Source organism: Flammeovirga pacifica (genome assembly GCF_000807855.2).
Taxonomy (GTDB): domain Bacteria; phylum Bacteroidota; class Bacteroidia; order Cytophagales; family Flammeovirgaceae; genus Flammeovirga; species Flammeovirga pacifica.
In genome coordinates this window covers 347892-368881 of record NZ_JRYR02000002.1, presented here as the reverse complement: position 1 = coordinate 368881, position 20990 = coordinate 347892, and the positions used below count along the sequence as shown (strand labels likewise).

Below are 20990 nucleotides of genomic sequence, written 5' to 3'. Positions count from 1 at the left end.
TGTTATTGAGCGATATCCACTTTAACTTTTAGTTTTTTCACTCTCTCTTTATTCAATTTTTTCACTATTTCAGCAGCCTTAGATTTTTTTACTGCTATAAACGAAATAAAATCTTTTACTTCTATTAGACCAATTTCATTTTTATCTAAACCTCCTTTCTTGATGAATAAACCTACCAAATCAATTTTATTGATCTTATTCTTTTTACCAGCAGATACATAGACCGTTTCCCATTCTGTAGGCTTTGGTTTTGGAGCATCTTGTGGTATCTCAAAATGTCTTGGGTAGGTATTCACATATTCAGGAAGTTCATCATCGTCAGCAAGCAACATATATGAATTTCCTTTTTCATGCATTCTGGCAGTTCTACCATTTCTATGAATAAAAGCATCTTCCTTTGGAGGTAGCTGATAATGAATTACATGTTGAATTAATGGTATATCTAAACCCCTAGCTGCAAGATCAGTAGTAATTAAAATCATAGAAGTATCATTTCGGAACTTCACTAATGATCTTTCTCTATCAATTTGATCCATTCCACCATGAAACATTTGATGATTGAGTCCATTCTCCTTCAGGTAGGATCCAATACGATCTACTGCAGCCCTATGATTACAAAAAATAATCATTCTTTCTGCTTTTAGATGGTAAATCAACTTTAGCAGTTGGGTTAGCTTTTCTTTGCTCTTTACCTCTGTTTGATATACCGTTAAAGGTTTAGGAATTTGTGCACCTAAATGGTTTAAAATTTTGGCGTCAGATAAATTCAAAAAGTCAGGATACTCTTTTAAATCTGTTGCTGAAGTAAGCATTTTGAAAGATACGCTTCTTAAATATGAAACGATAAAATCCATGTCTTTCAAAAATCCGAATTCTAAAGCTTTATCAAACTCATCAAAAACAAGGTATTCAATGGTACTATAGTCAAAGGTGTCTTCTTCGATATGTGAAGCAATTCTACCAGGAGTACCTACTAATACTTGAGGAGGTTGACTTAAATTCTTTTGTTCAATTTGAAAAGAGTGTCCGCCATAGCAGCAATTAATTTGAAACTTAGATCCTATGCTTTTAAATACCTTCTCAATTTGTAAAGCTAGTTCCCTTGAAGGAACCATAATTAATGCCTGTACACCAGGTATATCAGGATTAATCTTGTCTAAGATTGGCAGCAAGTAACCGAGTGTTTTACCCGATCCTGTGGGTGCTAGAAGAATTAAGTTTTTAAACTCTTGAGAGAACTTCATGCTTTCATTTTGAATAGCATTGAAATCTTCAATACCCAAGTTCTTCTTTATATTTTCTAATGTCTTATTGTTCATCTTTAAATTATTTAGGGACTATATAATCCAATTTTGTTATCTCCCTATGTTTAATTGCTATTAACTGTTAAGCAGGGTCAATAAAATTAAACAAACTAATCTTTTCTACATCATAGAGGTATAATTATTTAGTAATTAAAAGTGTGATTCTAAAAATATTCTCAAAATGAAAATGCGTACCGACTCAAGTTTATGGTTCTTAGATAGTTGTGATAATGATCAACTTGAAACTTTATTTAATATTTTAACTAGAGAAAAATCAGGAGAGTACAGGTTACGTGAGAGGTTAAGCAATTGCTTAGAAGCTCAAATTTATGGAGATGATTATTTTAAATATAGTGATAGAATCGCATTAGAATTACAATATCAAGCCAATGAAGGGGTTGGAGATTTTCTTCGTATGAATCAAAAAGATTACAGAGATATTTTAATTGATGCAATTATTCAACTTAACATCCCAATTATGGGTATTGAAACGGTTGAACAATTAGAAGAAGAACTTATTTTAACATTAAACGATAGAGTCATAGGAATTGAAAACGCTGGAATATATTCTATGCCGTTTGATCTTTTAATTAATGAAGCTTTTAATGAGGAGATCGAAAGGTCTATTGTAAACAGAGCAATTATTCCTGCAATCATTTTTATTAGTTTATTAAGATTATCTAGATCTAATAATTTAGATGACTTGAATAAGGTTATAGCAAAAAAATAAAACTTTATAATTCATTTTATTAGAATTAGCTTCTCAATAAATATCATAAAAGTATGAATGATTTAATACATTATCATTCACTAATATATTGGTATCAATTAGAAGAGAAATTGAATTTGAAAATATGAAATAAAAATATTTACAACACTTAATTGAGAGTATTACAAATAAAATTTCATTATAATATTTAAATAAATAGTTGGAATTTCTTAAGTAATAAAATATATTAGTGTTGGGTAAAGAATCAATGATATGAAATCATATCATTAAGAAAGAACACTCCCCCATTGCGAATTTCGTAGTGGGGGTTTTATTTTTTCTTATTTTTATAGTGCTTAAAACACCTCTATTGCTCCAATTTTAATAAATAATCAATCTTTTCAAATTTTTGAAAATACTCTAAAATCACTGCCGTCCCTGCTCTACTTAAATCATCTGTTAGTTCAATATGAATATCTGCAGTTTCACCATCAACTTCTATATAAACATTGTCAAAAAACTCTTTGGGAAAGGCAGAATGAGTTACAGAAAATATATTTTGTTCAAAAATATGTTCTATCATGTAAGCTATACCAAGGTAACTAAACTCGGAATCATCAATATCTGCATTATTCATTAATACATCAATTTGCCTTTGCAAGGCGTCTGCTTCTTCTTTTTCATGATTTAAGGCTAAAAAAACATCCCAACAATCATTTAATGAAAATGAAACAATAATACCTATATGTTTATCTGTTAGCATATTAACTCTGAATTTTTCTTTGTGCTGTAATTTTTCAAAAATCTAAATTAACCATAAATATAAAACCTTCTTATGTGCTGTTTAGTTTATTACGAATTACTTTCATAACTTTTATATACTTTGACAATCTATACTAAATTACATGAAAAATATATTTACAAGCCTGCTTTTAATCCTGCTCCTTTCAAATAAACTGTTGGCGCAAGAGTGGGATATCGATAAAACTGAAAACGGTAGTATCACTGTGAAAAGTCGCGTTTTTAATCAAGAAAATGACGGCAAGAAATCTCAAATAGTACAATATGAGGCAAGCACCATAGCTGATGTAGATATTTCTCAGTTATTGAAAGTAATAAAGGATGCATCCAAACATAAATACTTTTCAGAAGATACTGAGGAAAGCAAGAAACTAAGAGATCTTCCAAATGGAGAATGGCTCGTCTATTATCTAGTAGATGCTCCTTTCCCAATTCCAAATAACGATTTGATTGTTAAGATGTCAATGATAGAGGGGGTTGATGAAGTATCTTTATACGGCACTGCTGTTCCCGATATGTATAAAATGGAAGATGTCAAAAGAATGACCTACTATAATATATCCTATGAAATAAAAAAGATTGAAGATGGGAAGTCAGAATTAATTACAAAAGTAAGCATGACTCCTGTTACCAAAGCTCCAGATTTCTTAGTAAAAACTTGGCTTCCAGACGGCCCTTCAGATATAGTTAAAAATATAATTATTGAAGCGAAAAAAGTTAATCTGGATTAACAGATTTATAAATTCCGAAAAAATATCAAATCTCCCCTATTAATTTTATAAATTTATAGGGGTTTTCTATTAAAAGTAATTAAAATATATATTTAAAATTGTGATTAATAAAAACTTTAACTTATTTACCTATAGATTTAATAGAGTATAATTAAATCTCTTAATAAATTATTTATTCTAACCTATTGAAAACATGAGCGAATATAAATTTGAGACTTTACAATTACATGCCGGACAAGAAGTAGATCCAACAACAAACTCAAGAGCAGTTCCTTTATACCAAACCACCTCTTATGTCTTTAATAATGCAGAGCACGCAGCTAATTTATTCGGGCTTAAAGAGTTTGGTAACATTTATACTCGTTTAATGAACCCTACAACAGATGTTTTTGAAAAACGCGTAGCTGCTTTGGAAGGTGGAGTTGCTGCTGTAGCAACAGCATCTGGTCAATCTGCTCAATTCTTAGCATTAACCAATATCTTAGAATCGGGTGAAAACTTTGTTTCTTCTTCTTTTTTATATGGAGGAACATATAATCAATTTAAAGTTCAATTTAAACGCTTAGGTATCGAAGCAAGATTTGCTGAAGGCGATTCTGCTGATGCTTTTGCTGCACAAATAGATGATAAAACAAAAGCCATTTATCTTGAAACGATCGGTAATCCGGAGTTAAGTATTTTGGACTTTGAAAGTATTGCAGAAGTAGCTAAAGCTAATAAAATACCTTTGATTGTTGACAATACATTCGGAGCTGGTGGATACATTTTCCAACCACTGAAGCATGGTGCAAATATTGTAACAGAATCAGCAACAAAATGGATTGGTGGTCATGGTACTTCAATTGGTGGAGTGATAGTAGATGGCGGTAATTTTGATTGGGGCAATGGAAAATTCCCCATCTTTACAGAACCGTCTGAAGGATATCATGGTTTAAAATTTTGGGAAGTCTTCGGAGAAGGTAACCCTCTAGGTTTACCTAACATTGCTTTCGCTATTCGTGCAAGAGTGGAAGGATTAAGAGATTATGGTCCTGCTATTTCACCATTTAATTCGTTTCAACTAATTCAAGGGTTAGAAACATTATCACTTAGAATGGAAAGAATATGTGATAATGCACTCAAATTAGCTCACCTTCTTGAAGCACATGATTTAGTAGAAAAAGTGAATTACCCTGGTTTAACATCAAGTAAATATCACTCAATAGCTAAGAAATATTTTAAAAGAGGTTTTGGAGGAGTATTGACTTTTGAAGTAAAAGGTGGATACGAAGCTGCTAAAGCATTTGTTTCTGAACTTCAATTAGTGAGTCATTTAGCCAATGTGGGAGATGCTAAAACGTTAGCTATTCACCCCTCTTCTACTACTCATGATCAATTGAGCAAAGAAGAACAATTAGCAAGTGGAGTAACAGAAGGTATGGTCAGAATCTCTACAGGATTTGAACATATTGATGATATTATTGCTGATATTGAGCAGGCTTTAGCAAAAACAACAGTTGCTGTAAGCTAAAATTTTAGCAAAAACAACAAAGAGGTTGTCTCCTTTTATAGGAGACAACCTCTTTGTGTTTAAAGCATTTATACAATGTCTTATCAGTGCAATTTATGATAGCATTACTAGTCTTTTACATCAAAAATACTATTCAAAAGAGATAGTACTGTCGAATAAAATAAACTAAATACGAAAGCTATTCCGAAAGAACTTATATTAAATCCATCTAATAAATAGCCTGCAAAATAAATCATCAAACCATTTATAACTAACAAAAAGATTCCTAAGGTAAATACAGTAATAGGAATAGTTATAATAGTAAGAATAGGTTTTACAAATGAGTTTAATATACCAATAACAAGTGCCGCAATAATGGCATCTGTATAGTTACTAATTATTGAAATATCGGAACTAAAAAATTCCAAAATACCTGCACATACCCAAACAGCTATACTAGCTACAAGTGTACTAATAATAAAATTCTTCATTAATTTACTTTTTTAGCGTTTATCTCCTCAAAATAGAAATCATGATTAGGTACTTCAAAAGTGATTCCTATTATTCTATTTTGATTATTTGTATTAAATTTTACGGTACCCAAGGTAAACCAAGGACTTGTATTTTTCCACTTCAATTGAAAGGTATCATAGTTCCAATGTTCTAAATCAGCATTTAAAAATTGTTGATGTTCAAAAGATAAGCTCAATTGATCATTCTTAATTGTTACTTCAATATCGCCATTTAAATTGGAATGATAAACCCCAGTATATTCTTTTAATGCTAAAGTTGGCTGAGTATTTTCAATTCTACTTTCCTTCATCTTAGCAATTCGGTCGTCTTTTGTAAATCTTTTGTTAGAAGAATTAAGATAAACTTGACTATAGTCTTTGACATCCTTCAACCCTAACATTACATCAATGGCATAATTCGAAGCCGCTGAAATCGGCGATTTTAAGCCATTTGTAAGTACAATAACACCCAATTTTTGGTCTGGTATCATGTTAACCATCGTAATCATACCATCATATCCACCGGAATGTGATACTCTTAAATTACCATGATAATCTTTTACACCCCAACCTAAACCATAACCAGAAAAGTGAGTATCCATATGAGTTTTGGTTAAATCAGAAGTATAAACATTATGCATCTTCCAAAGCATATTTCTAGATACTTTAGACATGAGTGTATCTCCGTTAACGATACCATTCTCCATATTAAAATTTAACCATTTCGCTAAATCTTCAACTGATGAAATTAAACCGCCTGTAGCTGCTATTTCTTCCCAATTGGTCCATTCAATAGGTATGTTTTTAGTATTATTTTCCAAACGATGTGGTGTAGCGTAGTTTCCTTTCTGATCGAGGTTTTTTAAAGAATAAATAGTTCTATCCATCCCTAATGGCTGAAGTATTCTTTGCTGAACATTCTCACCCCAAGTCTTTCCCGTTACTTCTTTTATTAGCTGTCCGGCAGTGATAAACATCAAATTTGAATAACCAAAACCATCTCTAAATTCAAAGTTTTGAGGAACGTACTTAATTCTTTTGATAATTTCCTCAGAAGTAAGATCCGACTTATACCACATAATATCTCCTGAGAAAGTACCTAAACCTACTCTATGAGAAAGAATGTCTTTTACCGTAATCATTTGAGTGATTACAGGATCATATACTTCGAAATACGGTAAATAATTGACCACTTTATCGTCCCAATTCAATTTCCCTTCTTCTACTAATTGAGAAATCATTGTGGCTGTAAATCCTTTTGAAATACTTGCGATGGCATAAAGTGTATTACTATCTGGTACCTCCTTCTTTCCTACTTCTTTGGTTCCATAACCTTTTGAAAAGATGAGTTGACCATCTTTTACGATACCTACTGACATTGACGGTACTTCCCAATCATTTATGATTTGTGAAAAGTAAGTATCAATTTGCTTGATCTCTTTTTTATAAGATTGAGCAAAAGTAAAAGAGTGGAAGAAAATGAATATGGAAGTGTAATAAAAAAATTGTTTCATTATGGTTTATATATGCTTGATAATATGTGAAAATAAAAAAACTATTTGATAATCATATGGAGTCTGATCGTTCCGTTTTTTATTATTTTACTCTTTTTATAATCACAACAACATAACTACCTCATTATTACTAAAATACCTAAAAAGGGGGATAGAATTCATCTGTTAAAATTTTAGTTTTGTATAACTAATACCCGAAAATTTACCCAAACTTTTTATTACATGAAAACCTCACTTTTACTACTTTCTATGCTATTATTTTCTTTTTCCATTACCTATGGACAAGAAGAAAATAATGTTAGCTTTTCAGAAGAATTATTTGAGAAAAAAATAGCCATTGGTGTGAGTGGTGGCACGAATGGTTTTGGTGTTGATGTTGCCAGAAATGTACACAAACATTTTAACGTCGCCATAGGATACAACTATTTTAAAATTGAAGACTTTTCTCAAACAGTCTCCTATGATGGTCAAAGTATTAAATCAAATATCAACCTAGATATTCAAAATATCGATCTCAGAATAGAATATTTACCGTTTACTGGAAGTAGTTTTAAACTTGTTGCAGGATTAGCCTACATGATGAGTAATGGGGTAAGAGTTATTGGGCAATATAATTCTGAAGTTACTTTTGGAGAAGTAACTATGACGCCTGATGACATTGGTGAGATTCGATTTCAAGCAGAATGGGAACAAATCTCGCCTTATTTTGGCATTGGACTAGGACGTGCTGTACCAAAAAGAAGAGTAGGTTTCGGTTTTGATATTGGAACCTATTATATAGGAAAACCAAAAATTGATTTTGTGGGCACGGAAATGCTTTCTGATATGTCCACACAACAAGCACAAATTCAATCTAACATGGAAGATTACAATTGGTTTCCTGTATTTAAATTAAGGTTAGCCGTACGTATTAATTGAATTAAACAGTTATTCACTCGTATATATCCTAAAACGGCAACTCCTCTTCTTTAAAGAATTGTGGGAAGTCGTTTTTTGTTTTTATTACTTTAATTTCGCAATTGAATGTTTTATCATTTAAATCCTTTGCATTACAATATTCAATAATACCTTCTTTTGTCTTTTCTAAAATGAGCATATTCCCAGTATTTATGGGAGCATTCTTTAAAGACTCAACTGGTTCAATCACTCCTAATGTTCTATTTAATCTACAAAAATAAGATAAGACAAACCTAGTGTCATTACTTTTTGCATCTTGCACTAAAATGACTCTATTGGATAAACACGCTAATAATTTACACCCCTCAATATACCTGTACTCATCAAAATTAACTCCCGGTTGAAAAGGAGAAACAATGCATCTATTTTGCTGATGATGGATATCGTCTAAGGGGGAATATTTTGTATCTAAGCCTGCAGATGCTATCCCAATCATATTCCCATCAAATTCTTTTAATACCTCAACAGTCACCCCTTTTTGTTGATTTAACACCAAAGTAATTTCTTCTTCCGTGGCATAATTACCAATTCTTTGACTGATAATTTGTCCGTGATTATTTGGAGTTTTTGTTCCAATAATACCGATACTATAATCTTGTAATAATTTATAATTACCCACCGTATAAATCACCGACCATAAATTTTGACCTTCTTTTACAGAACTAGGGAAATCATCGTGTAAAAAAGAAAGAATTTGAATATTAAATTCTTTACAAACCTCTTCAATTTTTTGAGCCTTGTTTATAGCATCGTTAATTTCTTCAGAGCTTACTTTTAATATTCTATTCGTCTTTTCAAGAATATAAGTGATGCCTTCGAAAACAGAGTTAGTATTATTAATAGCCTCTAAAAGATACTTCTCATATCGGAATAAAAACTTGTGGCTATACCCTTTAATATTTAAAAATGATAAAATAATACTATTTAAATACTCCATTACTAGGACTTTTATGAGATAAAAAATAATAATTCAATGCTAAATTCTAACAAATATTTGTTTTTTAAAAGCTTTTGATATTATATTGCACTTGGGTAAAGAATCATAGGTTAGTCACCTATCAAAAAATTAACTAGTTGAATCATAGTGATTCGACTAAAAGCATCTCACAATGTGGGATGCTTTTATTTTTTACCAAACTCCATAATTTTACCCATTTCCTCAAAACCAATTCTTCCAAATAGTTTCATTGATTCATCTGAGGCTTGAGTTACTATTTTTTTAACTCCTAATATTTTAGCAGTGTAAAGAACATGCTGTATTAAAAGCATACCTATACCTTTGTTTCTGTGTTCTTTTAAAACAGATAAATTATATATCCCTGCCACTGTTTCATCCTCAGGATCAATAAATAACTCAATAACACCTATTACAGCTTCTCCATCAAAATAATTATATAATAGACTTTTATTTTGGTTTAGAATGACTTCTGCAGAACGATTATAATAATGTAATACCTCTACATCAAAAGGCTCCCAATTATTAGCAATCACAAATGCATGATCAATAATTTCTTGTTTTTCTTTTACTCTATTAATATTAGGATGTACATCAAACTCTTTGTCTGCAGGAAGTTCGAAACTTAGCATTTCACTACTATCTGTATTTTGATAAGACAAACTATCTAAATTGGTTTTTAACTGAGGTGTCAAATGACCTTCTTCTAGCCAAATACAAGCAGATCTTAAACGATTCTCAATAAAATCAATTCCTTCTTTTATATCATCCAATATCACATTTTCATCATGAATATGAATTATATTAAAAGTATCTGATTTAAAACCGCTATCAGTATATGTAAGACCTCCTTTATTTAGTACTCTCATGTAAGAGTGTTGAGAAGGAATAAAATTGGCATGCGCCTTAAAGTTTTTGTTTGATAATTTCATTTATTATTTATCTGCTAACAAAGGAAATATTATTTTAGTGGATGGGTTATTTTGTGAAATTTCCCATTGTTTAATCTCCTTTATTAATTCATTTTGTATAATCGGGTTATCTTCATAAGAAAGTAAAGCCCTTCTATAGTTTTGCTTAATATATTCCCTCATCCATTTATTTACTGGGGAATTATTATCTACAACCTCTACAGAGGTAATCTCACTCATTCTTTTTCCTTTATAATACCTATCATAATTCCAATTATCATTAAGCATTAAAACCTGTTTGATAAATTCGAAAGATGGATTGGTTTTAAATCTGACTCTTTTATAATCTTGACCTTTTGGACTATCAGTAATATCATATTCTATTTTATACCTCTTAAAAAAAGGAAGCTGAAATAGATGTACATCTACATCAAAAACAGTTGGATTTTCATAATGATGATGTTGAGGTTCAGGGGGTAATACCCCAACAAAACTATTTAAGATGATATCCATACGCTCAGAAATTAATTCCATAAAGACATCGTATTTTCTTTTAAATTTGCTTCTGTCACTATCAAAAGAAACATTCGATACAAATTTATTCGTTTTTGTAAGATTTGTAATATTATTTAGATTAATAATTACAAGGTCTTTATATTGAAAATTATGGTCTATCGAATTATCATCATTCAATTCTATTCCTATAAGATATATGTAACTATATAAATTCTCTCTAATTTTAATTGGAAGAAGTCTATTTTGTCCTTTTTCTCCAAAATCATTTACATATTCTGCAATTACAATTTTTTGATTATCAATACTAAGTAAGACATCATCGAACCAATCTAACCAGGTGGACATTGCATTTTTAGAATGCGTCATTTCAAAATCTATATTATCAAACAATAGCGTCCTAAACGTTTAAAAAAGTGTGAGAATAATTTACGTATCTCAATTACCTTTGAGTTGCAACAACGAAAATATAATTCTCACACATGTCAAAGGTAAATTTATTCTCCCAAATAGTCTCAAAACTTGACCGTAATTCTTTCAAAAAATTAGTTACAGAAAAGAAAACTGATAAACATCAAAAAGGCTTTACAAGTTGGACTCACTTGGTCTCTATGCTTTTTTGTCAATTTGCAAAAAGCCAATCCATTCGTGATATCAGTAATGGTTTGAGGTCAGCAACTGGTAATCTTAATCATTTAGGTATACAAATGTCTCCATCTAAATCAACGATTAGTTACCAAAACAAGAACCGAGATTGGACTTTGTTTAGGGAATATTATTATAAGCTACTTACTCAATTAGGGCAGCAAGCAGGCTTTAAGCAAACTAAATTCCGTATAAAATCTAAGATATTCCTATTGGATTCCTCAACCATTAGTCTGTGTTTAAACCTTTTTGATTGGGCGAAATACAAGACCACTAAAGGAGCTATAAAACTCCATACACTTTTAGATTATGATGGTAATTTACCTGCTTATGTAAATGTTTCTAATGGTAAAACAGCTGATAACAAAGGAGCCTATGAGATACCTTTACTTGCTAATAGCGTGATTGTTGCCGATAGATATTATAATGATTTTTCTTTATTAAACGTTTGGGACAGCAAAGGAGTCTTCTTCGTCATAAGACATAAAGAAAACTTACAGTTTAAAACAATTAAAGAATTAGAATTACCAGAGAATAGACATCAGCATATCCTAAAGGATGAACTAATTGAAGTTACAGGAAATCAAACAAGTACTAAATATCCTAAAAAACTCAGACGTGTTGTGATTTGGAATGATGAGAATAACCAAACGATAGAACTAATCACCAATCAAATGTCTTGGACAGCAAACACAATAAGTGAGCTTTATAAGAGTAGATGGCAGGTTGAAATCTTCTTTCGAGAAATTAAACAGCTTCTACATATTAAATCTTTTATAGGAACAAGTGAAAATGCTGTAATGATTCAAATTTGGACGGCTTTGATCACAATATTAATTCTAAAATACCTCAAATCGATAGGTGAATTTGAGTGGAGATTATCTAACTTGATCGCATTCATAAGACTCAATTTATTCGTTAAAATTGATCTCAAAAAATGGTTAGATAAACCTTTTGAAGATCCTCCGAAACCTAGAATAAAATATGTACAAGGGGATTTATTTTAATACTGATTGATTTTATAGACTGACAATAGCTGAAACGTGCATTTTTTTGGAATTTGAAAACGTTTAGGACACTATTGATTATCAAAATAAAAGGATGGATTTGATGTTAATCTTGACCTTTCATCTATATTTAATCGCAAATTCTTAAGTCGAAATAACTCAGCGATGACACTTAACTTTTCCTCATCAATCAATAAACGATAACCCACATAATAACCTTTATCTTCTTCGATTAAGATGTCTTTCTTTCTTCTTTGGGCAAATCCATCATATTTATCTTTATTTATTTCATAATCATCACTGCTAATAAATACCTTTTCGGATTTTAACTCATATTCTTTTTCTATTTTTTCTATATATCGTTTAAACGTTTTATATAAAGCTTCTTTAGTAGAATAAGAATAGGAATCATTAGGTTCATGATACCCTTTCACGGTATGTTTTAAATCAACATAATAGATGATCAATTTTTCATTATTAATGAAAGAATTTAAGAAATGGATAAAGTTCATAGTATAAAATTACTGCTAATAGTGAATTCTAGACAAATCTAGGCTTTTACAAAATTACTATCAAGATAATAAAAGCAAATGAATCTTTACATAACCTTCTATAAATCATTTAATTGTAAATAATTAAAAACAAAATCTTAATCCCGATTTTGTCTTATGATTTTATTATAATTTTGCAATCTCAATATGAATAATATAAACGATTACATATCGATATATATAAATATTTTTTTTCCTTCTTTACCCAAACTATCGTTCACAATTGGTGATGTTACAAAACCTACCTCTAACCGAGGTAGGTTTCTTTTTTTTAATGTTGGTGATGTTGACCATGTTCACAACAACCTAACTCAATCGGTAAAAAGACATTTGGTTCAGTTAGTTTTACATGTGATATACTTTTATGATTTTCTTTTTTAAAAGTATATTTCCCACCCATTATCGTTGCATTAATTTTGATGTCAGCTATATCTCTTAAACCCACTTCAAAAACATTTTTGTCAAGGATTACAAAGTCAGCATATTTACCTACTTCGATTGTTCCTATTTTATCTTCCATTCTAGCTTGCCAAGCTGGAAATATTGTGATTGCTTTAATTGCTTGTACAATTTGCATTGGAGTTTGTGTTGGAGGAAACTTGATAGATTCCTCATTTTGAGGATCTTTTAAAGTTACAGCACCTTCTAGACTAAATAATGGATCTAATAAATTCACTGGTGAAGACGGTACATCTGCACTGATACTCACATTATGTCCATTTTCAACTGGAAGTTCTGTATACTTCATAAAGTAATTGTTTACTCTATATTCACCCAAATAAGCATAAGCGTCTTTTGCTTGTCCTCCCCAATCTGAACCAAATAATGGTGTCGTATTTACAGGGATTTTCATATCCAACACTCTTTTATGATCTTCAGGGTGAGTCCAAAAATAGTGTTGTAATACATTTCGTGCCTGATATCCTTTTTTTCTTGAAGCTTCGATGGCATCAATAGTATATCTTGTCGTTGCAGTTCCGTCTACATGAACATGAACATCAAGACCATTTTTATTGGCTTTTAAATGCATTTCAAGCAATTTTTCCTTCCCTACTCCAGACATACCTTTAGAATCAATATTCTTGTAGTTTTCTAACATCAATGATGTATTAGAATTCCAGTTGCCTTCTGGGTGTATTTTGATACCAGATAATCTTAATCTATCAGAATCATATTTTGATTTTAATAAGAGTGCATCATTGACAAATTCATCTACATCAAAATCAGCATTTTTATAAACATAATTTTGGAATGTTCTTAATTTTAATTCCCCTGCCTTATCTAAAGAATCTAGTAATTCAAAAGAGTATTTCATGTCCTCTTTATATCTTTTTAAATTCATTAAGTTAGGAGTAATTAGTCCTTGATTAATCACTGATGTAAGACCACAAGAAGCTGCTTTGTTATAAAGTATCTCTTGGCTCTCTTTCATCATTTTGTCAGGATCCCATGCTCCTGCTTTAATAAAAGCATCTAACCAAATGATTTCTACACCCACTCCTTCAGGTGATCCATCTTTCTTTCTTCTCCAATAAGACATTCCAGGCACTGTATCTTCTGTGTCTTTTGTAACACCGCCTGCAGCTAAACCTTTTGTGTTAAACCACATATCATGAATGGTGAAATCAAATATCATAGCAGGACGATCTGATACAACCTGATCTAATTCTGCTGCTGTTGGCCAGCCACCATAGGTATCTTTATTCCATCCGTAACCAAATACAATAGGTTCATCAGGATGAGTGTCAGCATAATCTTTAATTAGTTTTAAGTAATCTTCTTTTGATTTTGCAGAGAAAAGAGATACTCCCGCTTTCATCCAATTAGAAGAAATCAAATGATCATGTCCACTTACAAAACCTGGTAACATCATTTTACCATTTAAATCGACCTTCTCAGTAGTATTGCCGATCCATTTTTTGGCTTCATCTGCTGAACCAACAAAAACAATTTTATTTTTCTTAATCGCTACTGCTTCTGCCCAAGGTTGTGTTTCGTTTACAGTATATATTTTACCATTTAAGAATACTTTGTCTGCTTTAGGCACATCATTTTGATGACATGAAGTGAATAGAATTGCGAAACATAAAATAATAAAAGATTGGAGGCTATTTTTGTGAATTTTCTTTTTCATAATATAAAGTTTAATCATTTACTCTATAAAGGGAGAGATGAAATTGAAAACCCTATCACAAAAAAATAAAAATAAAGACAAATTATGATGCATTGATAATCAGTGATTTAAAATAAACATTTTATTCAAAAAAACAATGACATAATACGAGCTCAGTAGCAATTATACTCATAGGAAAAAAAATTGATTTCTAGTACTTTTATGGTATAGATACAGAAAATGTATCTAAGCTTCCATTAAGACAAAGATTAGAATTTCTTAAAACGTTATCCAAATAAAATAGAGTAGTCACTTTATTTTATTTCAATATTTACCACATAACCCACAAAAAGATGATTGCTAAAGTTAAATACCACCTCAAAGATTATGTTGGAACCATTTCTATTATTTGTAAAGTTACTGATACAACCAAAAGTATATTAAGTAAGGCCAAGGCATCTTTGAGAAGATCGGGACACTCAGAAAAGAGTATACAAAGTCTTGAGCTTAAAAGTAAAGCTTGATTAGAAGTCAAGTAAAATCAAAATTTCACTTCTTGTTAACTACAAAATAAAAGTAGGTAACATAAGAAGGTTACTCATCAAAAAAATCCATTATTAAAGAGATACTTCTCTAATAATGGATTTTCTTATTTCAAACATCAAGAACTTGGATATTATTCATAAATACCCATTAAATTTCTTAACTCGTTTTCTTTAACAATTACATTAGATTTCGCTTTTAAAATTAATGTTTTTGTATCCAATACTTTCTCTTGAGTATCGGCATAATCTTTAATACTAATCAAACCATTTTCAAAAGCATCACTTTTAATTTTGATTTCACGTTGTCTAAACTCCATTGCTTTTTGAGCAGTTTGAAGTACTACTAAAGCGTTTTTTAATTCTTGTAATTTAGTCGTGATTTCTTGTGTTGCCTCACGTTTGGTTTCATCCATTTTTACTCGGGCCTGTTGTAATTGAAGCTTAGAAATTTCAACATTTCTTTGTTTATAACCCCACATTACTAAAGGCCAAGTTAACGTAGCTCCTACCATCACATTTGCCTGAGGAACAAGAGGGACATTTTCAAAGTAAAAACCCTGAGCAGTTAAAGTAATATCAGGAATATGTGATTTCTTATTATAATTTAAGCCGGCTTGTGCTTTATCAAGCATTAAAGAAGACTCTTTCACTTTATAGTTATCTATAATTAAAGTACTATCCAAAGTAACTCTTGAAATCAAGTCTACCACTTCCAAAGAATCATAAGTGACTTCCATTACATCCCATGTAGAATCCTGTGGAAAATTCAATATCGTATTTAATTGCATCCTGTATTTATCGCCATCAATCTTGGCTTGTTGCTGTTTTGATTGATGATCCAATAAATCTGCATTAAGCCCTAATGCGTAAACATCTAGTACTTCTCCAGCATCCACTCCATCATTTACTTGCTTTAGCTTTTTCTCAATCAAAGTCACTTGATCTTGATAGGCTAAAAACTTAGCATCTTCAATGGCAATTCCTACATAAAGTTTGGATACTCCTTCCCTAATTTTGCTTTCTATCTCTCCATATTTATTCATCACAATATTATAATCCATCTGTTTCACATCACTTCCAGATTTGATTTTTAATAACTGTGTTATTGGTTGATAGATCCCTAAATTAGCCACTCCTATGAAACGATTACTCTGTGGTAAAGTAAATTGAGTACCTAAATTAATAGGTGGTATTCCTCCAATTAATGGTAAATCATTAATACTTATATCTACCTCTGTCGTTCTTTCAGAATGATAATACCAAAATACTCCCCCATCTAACATCACTTTAGGAAGATAATTAGAAGTGACTTGATCTACTTCTAATTGTTTCTTCTTTGCTTCTATAGTAATTAATTGTAATTGTTGATTGTTTTCTTTTGCAATAGTCACACACTCATCTAAAGAAATAGAATTCTGAGCGTTAACATCAAGCATTGGTAAACAACATAACAACAATAATAATGCTCCACCTTTATTAATATGGGTTTTAAGAAATTCTGTTTCTCCATATTTCCAATACAAAACAGGAATGGTCAATAAAGTCATAAACATTGAGAATATTAACCCAATAGCTAATACGGTGGCTAATGGTGCCCACATTGGTGAACCTGAAATAATCATAGGAGTTACACCAATAGCCGCTGCCATTGTCGTTAAAAATATCGGTCGAATTCTACGTTTACCTGCACTAATTGCAGCTTCTTTAATTCCTAATCCTTCTTTTACTACTAGCTCATTGGCAAAATCAACCAAGATAATTGAATTTCGAACCGAAACCCCAATTAAACTGGCTAATCCTACAAAAGCTGTAAACCCAAAAGGATATCCAGAAACTAATAAACCGAAGAATGCACCAAAAACACTTAATGGTATTGCTGCTAATACAATCCCAACTTGGTTTAATGTTTTAAACTGGAAAAGTATAACTATAAATATGATTAATAAACAATAAGCCATTACCTGATTCATTTCTGCAAATGTTTCTCGTTGAGACTCATCTTCTCCTCCTACTTCTATTTTATATCCTTTTGGTAAAGGATATTGAGCTACTTGCTCTTGAATTGATTTCAACATTTCAGAAGGCAGTACATCACTTTTTGTTTGAGATTCTACTGTAATAGTTTTTACACCATTTCTATGTTTAATATTTGAAGGCAACCAAGTAGGTACAACTTCAGCTATTTGCATTAAAGGAACGCTTGCTCCTGTAATGGGACTACTGATATAATAGTTTTTAATCGCTTCAATATCGTTATTCTTAATGGCTTCATCTTGTAAGATAATTGGCAAAGCTGTGTTACCTTCCCATAAATTACCAACGGTTAACCCATTATAAGCCAAGGCTAATTCTCTCAGGATTGTAGATTCTGATATACCGATTTGATTGGCGGCATTTTTATCTGTATTGACCTTTAAGCTCAATTGGTTTTCATAAACATCCGTTGTTACATTATAAGATAAAGCAGAAGTTCTCATGATACTATCAAGGTCATGTGCAATAGCTAATAAAGTCGAAAAGTCTCTCCCTTTTACTCTAATTTCAACAGGCGCCTCATACGGCGAACCTTGTTGCATTTTTTTGACTTGAACTAATACTTCGGGGAACTTCTGAGGCATTGAATTCTCTAATTCCTGTACCCATTCTTCTGTAGCATCAATAGAAACTGTGTTAATGAGTATTTGAGATAAATTACTCTGAGGGAATTTAGGTGCATAATTATAATAGAACCTAGGAGAAGATGTACCCACAAAAGCAGCATAGCTTTTCAGTTTATCATTACCTTGTATTTCTTTTTCAATTTCTTTAGTGATACTATCTGTTACAGATAAAGCCGTTCCTTCTTTAGCTCTAATTTCTATCACAAATTGATTTCTTTCTGCATAAGGGAATTGTTTCTGTTTTAATGGTAAATAAAGTAATCCGCCAATAATTACAGAGACAATAGAGAAGGCCATTAATAGTTTTGGATACTTAAATGATAAATCAATACAATGATCAAAAAAGGCTTGAAGATAATCCAACATAGATTTTTTCTCATTGGCTTTCTTCTCAAATTTCTTTTTAATAAAAGTATAACACAAGTAAGGTGTTAACATCATGGCTACCAAGTAACTGGCATTAATTGCAATAGCTACTGTTATAGGTAATGATTGAATAAATTCTCCTACAGCTCCTGATAAATATATTAAAGGAAAGAAAGAACCTGCGATGGTCAAACCAGCTGTGAAAACTGGAATTTTAAGTTCATCTGCAGATCTCCATGCCGCTTCATAGGGTTTTAAACCTTCTTCTAATTTTTCTACATAATTATCAGCAATAACAATAGCATCATCTACTAACATCCCTAATACCACAATTAAAGAAGCTAAAGACACTTGTTGTAACTGTATCCCAATACCATCTAATATACCAAATGTAAAGGCAACGGTAACTGGAATTGCAAGGGTAGCAATTAGTGCCACTCTAAAAGGAAGTAATAAAAGTATCACAATAATTACAGAGACAATCGCAATGAAAAATTCTCTGATAAAATCATTAATACTATCTTTTACATTTTCAGGTTGATTGACCACAAAATCAATTCTCACATCACTAGGTAAATCAGATTGAAAATCAGCTACTAATTCTTCCACTTCTTCACCAAAATCAACAATATTATATCCATTTTGCATCTCTAATGAAAGTAAAATAGATTCTGTACCATTCACTCTAATGATTTGATCTTCTTCTCTCATTCCTCTTTCTACCGTAGCAATATCTTTTACTCGAATCACTCCTCCCTGAGGGTCTTTAGCAATAACTTGATTTTCAATATCCGCTTTGGTAGAAAATAAACTTCCATGTACGATACCAATATTTTGACCACCCTTTTTTACTTCTCCACCAGGGACTACCGCATTTTCTGCCCGTAAAGCTGCAAAAATTTGAGGGGTGTAAATTTTGTATTTGGTAAGCTTTCTAAAATCCACATTTACATAATAGCATTCTTCTTTCTCTCCAAGTTTTTTAAGTTTAGAAAGGGATTGGATTTCTCTTAATCTATCCGCAAGCTGATCAATATAATTTTGAATTTCTCTCGCATCTCTCTTATCTGATTGAAAAGACATTAATAATGCAACAGTATCTCCGAAATCTGATTGAACAAAGGGTCCTAAAACTCCTGAAGGTAATTTTGCTAACCTTAGTTGTGTTAGTGCATGTTGTAACTTAGACCAAAATACATCGGCATTTGTCACATAATCTTGCAGTTCAACTACTATATATAAAACGCCTTCTCTCGAAGTACTTTGCGTTTTTTCTTTGTTCACTTCTTCAAAACTGAAAAGAAGTGCTTCAATTTTATCCGTTACTTGTTCTTCAACATCTGTACTACTTGCCCCTGGGTAAGCAGCCACTACTAAACCATCTCTGATATTGAATTTAGGATCTTCCCTTCTTGGCATAGTTTGCAAGGCAAAAATTCCATAAATAACAATAAGAAAGGTAATTGTTAAGATGATTTGCTTATTATCTAGTGCGTTTTTAACGATCGACATATGATAAACGGTTTAGATATTAATAATTTAATGCATCTCCATCCTTTAATTTTAAAGGAGGGTTAGTTACCAATAAATCACCAGAGAATAGGCCTTTCGCTATTTCAACATTGTTACCAATAATGCGTCCTGTGATCACTCTTTTCTTAAAAGCTGTTTTATTTCTTGCTAGAAAAACATATTCCAACCCATCAATATCTCTTACGATTAAAGAAATAGGTATCTGAATCACTTCTTCTTCAATAGTTTCATTAAGTTGAGCAGTACACATCATACCTTCTCTTAATTCATCACTTGTTTCAGGTAATAATATATCAACCGTAAATGATCTTGTCATTTTTGAAGCACTAGGGTAGACTTTATTAATTTCTCCTTTATACTCCTTACCTCCAATTGTTACAGGTACTTCGCCCTCTAAAGAAATCAAATTGATCTTATTTTCTGGAACACCCACTGAAGCATATTGTGCTGTATTATCTAGAATACTTACAATAGGTTCTCCTTTTGATATTCCTCCTCCAGGTCTCGCCCAAATCTTTCCAATTTTTCCAGAGATGGATGAATATAACGTCGTATATTTCACTTTGTTTTTATATATGGAATAACCGGCTTCAGCCTGCTGTTGCAAAGAGACAATTTTTTGATAATCGGCTTCCGCTAAACTACCTGCCTTGTACATTTTAGTTAAACGTTCAAGTTGATCATTAGCTTCATCAAGTTTTGCTTTGGATACTTTTAATGCTTGTTGATAATCTTGAGGGTCTAATTGTGCTATTTTTTGACCTTTCTTTATCTTCTGACCTACTTTTACATAAACTTTAGTCAGTTTACCATCTACTAAAAAAGAAATCTGATGATTGCCTTCTGATTTGACCTCTCCTAATAGGTCTATGGAAGCTTTTCTTATCTGAGTATTTATCTTATCAACCTTAACAGTGTAAGAAGTAGTCTCTAACTTAGGTTGTTCCTTGGGTGAGCAAGAAAACATAAGGCATAAGATTGAGATGGAATAAAGGAATAGTTCTTTTTTCATAAAATGATAAACGGTTATTAATTAACTAAAAATAGCTTAAATGAAACATTAAAAAAAGCATTACAATAACATTATTTAATATTTACACCTTGTTTATCATATAAAGCCGAAAATTTGTCACAAAAAAATAACCCCACATAATGTGTAGGGTTATTTTAAACA

General features: G+C 31.3%; 16 protein-coding genes. 5 read left to right on the top strand and 11 right to left on the bottom strand.

Annotated elements, in window-relative coordinates; genetic code table 11:
* Positions 1 to 2: 2 nt before the first annotated feature.
* Positions 3 to 1319, bottom strand: coding sequence for a DEAD/DEAH box helicase (locus tag NH26_RS20735; RefSeq protein WP_044218219.1), 1317 nt, complete (start codon positions 1317 to 1319; stop codon positions 3 to 5).
* A gap of 172 nt (positions 1320 to 1491) precedes the next feature.
* Here NH26_RS20735 and NH26_RS20730 point away from each other — a divergent pair, with 172 nt between their 5' ends.
* Entirely contained in the window at positions 1492 to 2034 is a 543-nt protein-coding gene (locus NH26_RS20730; protein ID WP_158021990.1) for a DUF3944 domain-containing protein, read from the top strand.
* Positions 2035 to 2380: 346 nt separating this feature from the next.
* On the opposite strand, the gene NH26_RS20725 is transcribed toward NH26_RS20730, so the two are convergent.
* A complete protein-coding gene (locus NH26_RS20725) occupies positions 2381 to 2776 on the bottom strand; it encodes a hypothetical protein (protein ID WP_044218216.1) in 396 nt (131 codons plus the stop codon).
* A gap of 196 nt (positions 2777 to 2972) precedes the next feature.
* On the opposite strand from NH26_RS20725, the gene NH26_RS20720 reads away from it, so the two are divergent.
* Together NH26_RS20720 and NH26_RS20715 are read left to right on the top strand one after the other, a co-directional pair.
* A complete protein-coding gene (locus NH26_RS20720) occupies positions 2973 to 3545 on the top strand; it encodes an SRPBCC family protein (RefSeq protein ID WP_139263220.1) in 573 nt (190 codons plus the stop codon).
* Positions 3546 to 3738: 193 nt separating this feature from the next.
* Positions 3739 to 5055: an O-acetylhomoserine aminocarboxypropyltransferase/cysteine synthase family protein gene (locus NH26_RS20715; protein WP_044218211.1), complete on the top strand. Its 1317-nt coding sequence runs from the start codon at positions 3739 to 3741 to the stop codon at positions 5053 to 5055.
* A 107-nt stretch (positions 5056 to 5162) separates the two neighbouring features.
* Here the strand turns inward: NH26_RS20715 and NH26_RS20710 are convergent, their stop codons facing one another.
* Both NH26_RS20710 and NH26_RS20705 read right to left on the bottom strand, forming a co-directional pair.
* On the bottom strand, positions 5163 to 5525 hold the full coding sequence (locus NH26_RS20710; protein WP_044218210.1) for a phage holin family protein: 363 nt from the start codon (positions 5523 to 5525) through the stop codon (positions 5163 to 5165).
* The gene (locus tag NH26_RS20705) at positions 5525 to 7060 is read right to left on the bottom strand and encodes a serine hydrolase (protein WP_044218207.1); all 1536 of its coding nucleotides are present in this window, start codon (positions 7058 to 7060) and stop codon (positions 5525 to 5527) included. The genes NH26_RS20710 and NH26_RS20705 overlap by 1 nt, the downstream gene beginning before the upstream one ends.
* A gap of 222 nt (positions 7061 to 7282) precedes the next feature.
* Here NH26_RS20705 and NH26_RS20700 point away from each other — a divergent pair, with 222 nt between their 5' ends.
* Positions 7283 to 7978, top strand: coding sequence for a hypothetical protein (locus tag NH26_RS20700; RefSeq protein ID WP_139263219.1), 696 nt, complete (start codon positions 7283 to 7285; stop codon positions 7976 to 7978).
* A 28-nt stretch (positions 7979 to 8006) separates the two neighbouring features.
* Here the strand turns inward: NH26_RS20700 and NH26_RS20695 are convergent, their stop codons facing one another.
* The 3 genes from NH26_RS20695 to NH26_RS20685 all read right to left on the bottom strand — a co-directional run bounded on the left by NH26_RS20695 (position 8007) and on the right by NH26_RS20685 (position 10765).
* Positions 8007 to 8954 (bottom strand): DNA-processing protein DprA, encoded by a 948-nt coding sequence (locus NH26_RS20695; RefSeq protein WP_044218201.1) that lies wholly within the window; start codon positions 8952 to 8954, stop codon positions 8007 to 8009.
* 185 nt (positions 8955 to 9139) lie between these two features.
* Positions 9140 to 9904 carry a GNAT family N-acetyltransferase gene (locus NH26_RS20690; protein WP_044218103.1) on the bottom strand — a complete coding sequence of 255 codons (765 nt, stop codon included), beginning with the start codon at positions 9902 to 9904 and terminating at the stop codon, positions 9140 to 9142.
* Between the two features lie 3 nt (positions 9905 to 9907).
* Positions 9908 to 10765, bottom strand: a complete 858-nt coding sequence (locus NH26_RS20685; RefSeq protein ID WP_044218101.1) for a hypothetical protein — start codon at positions 10763 to 10765, stop codon at positions 9908 to 9910.
* Between the two features lie 113 nt (positions 10766 to 10878).
* Between NH26_RS20685 and NH26_RS20680 the strand changes: the two genes are divergently transcribed.
* On the top strand, positions 10879 to 12048 hold the full coding sequence (locus tag NH26_RS20680) for an IS4 family transposase (RefSeq protein WP_044218099.1): 1170 nt from the start codon (positions 10879 to 10881) through the stop codon (positions 12046 to 12048).
* A gap of 71 nt (positions 12049 to 12119) precedes the next feature.
* Here the strand turns inward: NH26_RS20680 and NH26_RS20675 are convergent, their stop codons facing one another.
* The 4 genes from NH26_RS20675 to NH26_RS20660 form a co-directional block, all read right to left on the bottom strand.
* Positions 12120 to 12560: a hypothetical protein gene (locus NH26_RS20675; RefSeq protein WP_044218097.1), complete on the bottom strand. Its 441-nt coding sequence runs from the start codon at positions 12558 to 12560 to the stop codon at positions 12120 to 12122.
* Positions 12561 to 12870: 310 nt separating this feature from the next.
* Positions 12871 to 14733, bottom strand: a complete 1863-nt coding sequence (locus NH26_RS20670) for an amidohydrolase (RefSeq protein WP_158021989.1) — start codon at positions 14731 to 14733, stop codon at positions 12871 to 12873.
* Positions 14734 to 15388: 655 nt separating this feature from the next.
* Complete coding sequence (locus tag NH26_RS20665) at positions 15389 to 19795, bottom strand: efflux RND transporter permease subunit (RefSeq protein ID WP_052431763.1); 4407 nt, start codon at positions 19793 to 19795, stop codon at positions 15389 to 15391.
* Between the two features lie 19 nt (positions 19796 to 19814).
* Positions 19815 to 20828: an efflux RND transporter periplasmic adaptor subunit gene (locus tag NH26_RS20660; protein WP_071397251.1), complete on the bottom strand. Its 1014-nt coding sequence runs from the start codon at positions 20826 to 20828 to the stop codon at positions 19815 to 19817.
* Between the last annotated feature and the right edge of the window lie 162 nt (positions 20829 to 20990).

Excerpts from the sequence above, each read along its gene's own strand:
- NH26_RS20735 (WP_044218219.1), bottom strand. The coding sequence starts at position 1,319 with ATGAACAATAAGACATTAGAAAATATAAAGAAGAACTTGGGTATTGAA.
- NH26_RS20730 (WP_158021990.1), top strand. The coding sequence starts at position 1,492 with ATGCGTACCGACTCAAGTTTATGGTTCTTAGATAGTTGTGATAATGAT.
- NH26_RS20725 (WP_044218216.1), bottom strand. The coding sequence starts at position 2,776 with ATGCTAACAGATAAACATATAGGTATTATTGTTTCATTTTCATTAAAT.
- NH26_RS20715 (WP_044218211.1), top strand. The coding sequence starts at position 3,739 with ATGAGCGAATATAAATTTGAGACTTTACAATTACATGCCGGACAAGAA.
- NH26_RS20710 (WP_044218210.1), bottom strand. The coding sequence starts at position 5,525 with ATGAAGAATTTTATTATTAGTACACTTGTAGCTAGTATAGCTGTTTGG.
- NH26_RS20705 (WP_044218207.1), bottom strand. The coding sequence starts at position 7,060 with ATGAAACAATTTTTTTATTACACTTCCATATTCATTTTCTTCCACTCT.
- NH26_RS20700 (WP_139263219.1), top strand. The coding sequence starts at position 7,283 with ATGAAAACCTCACTTTTACTACTTTCTATGCTATTATTTTCTTTTTCC.
- NH26_RS20695 (WP_044218201.1), bottom strand. The coding sequence starts at position 8,954 with ATGGAGTATTTAAATAGTATTATTTTATCATTTTTAAATATTAAAGGG.
- NH26_RS20690 (WP_044218103.1), bottom strand. The coding sequence starts at position 9,904 with ATGAAATTATCAAACAAAAACTTTAAGGCGCATGCCAATTTTATTCCT.
- NH26_RS20685 (WP_044218101.1), bottom strand. The coding sequence starts at position 10,765 with ATGACGCATTCTAAAAATGCAATGTCCACCTGGTTAGATTGGTTCGAT.
- NH26_RS20680 (WP_044218099.1), top strand. The coding sequence starts at position 10,879 with ATGTCAAAGGTAAATTTATTCTCCCAAATAGTCTCAAAACTTGACCGT.
- NH26_RS20675 (WP_044218097.1), bottom strand. The coding sequence starts at position 12,560 with ATGAACTTTATCCATTTCTTAAATTCTTTCATTAATAATGAAAAATTG.
- NH26_RS20670 (WP_158021989.1), bottom strand. The coding sequence starts at position 14,733 with ATGAAAAAGAAAATTCACAAAAATAGCCTCCAATCTTTTATTATTTTA.
- NH26_RS20665 (WP_052431763.1), bottom strand. The coding sequence starts at position 19,795 with ATGTCGATCGTTAAAAACGCACTAGATAATAAGCAAATCATCTTAACA.
- NH26_RS20660 (WP_071397251.1), bottom strand. The coding sequence starts at position 20,828 with ATGAAAAAAGAACTATTCCTTTATTCCATCTCAATCTTATGCCTTATG.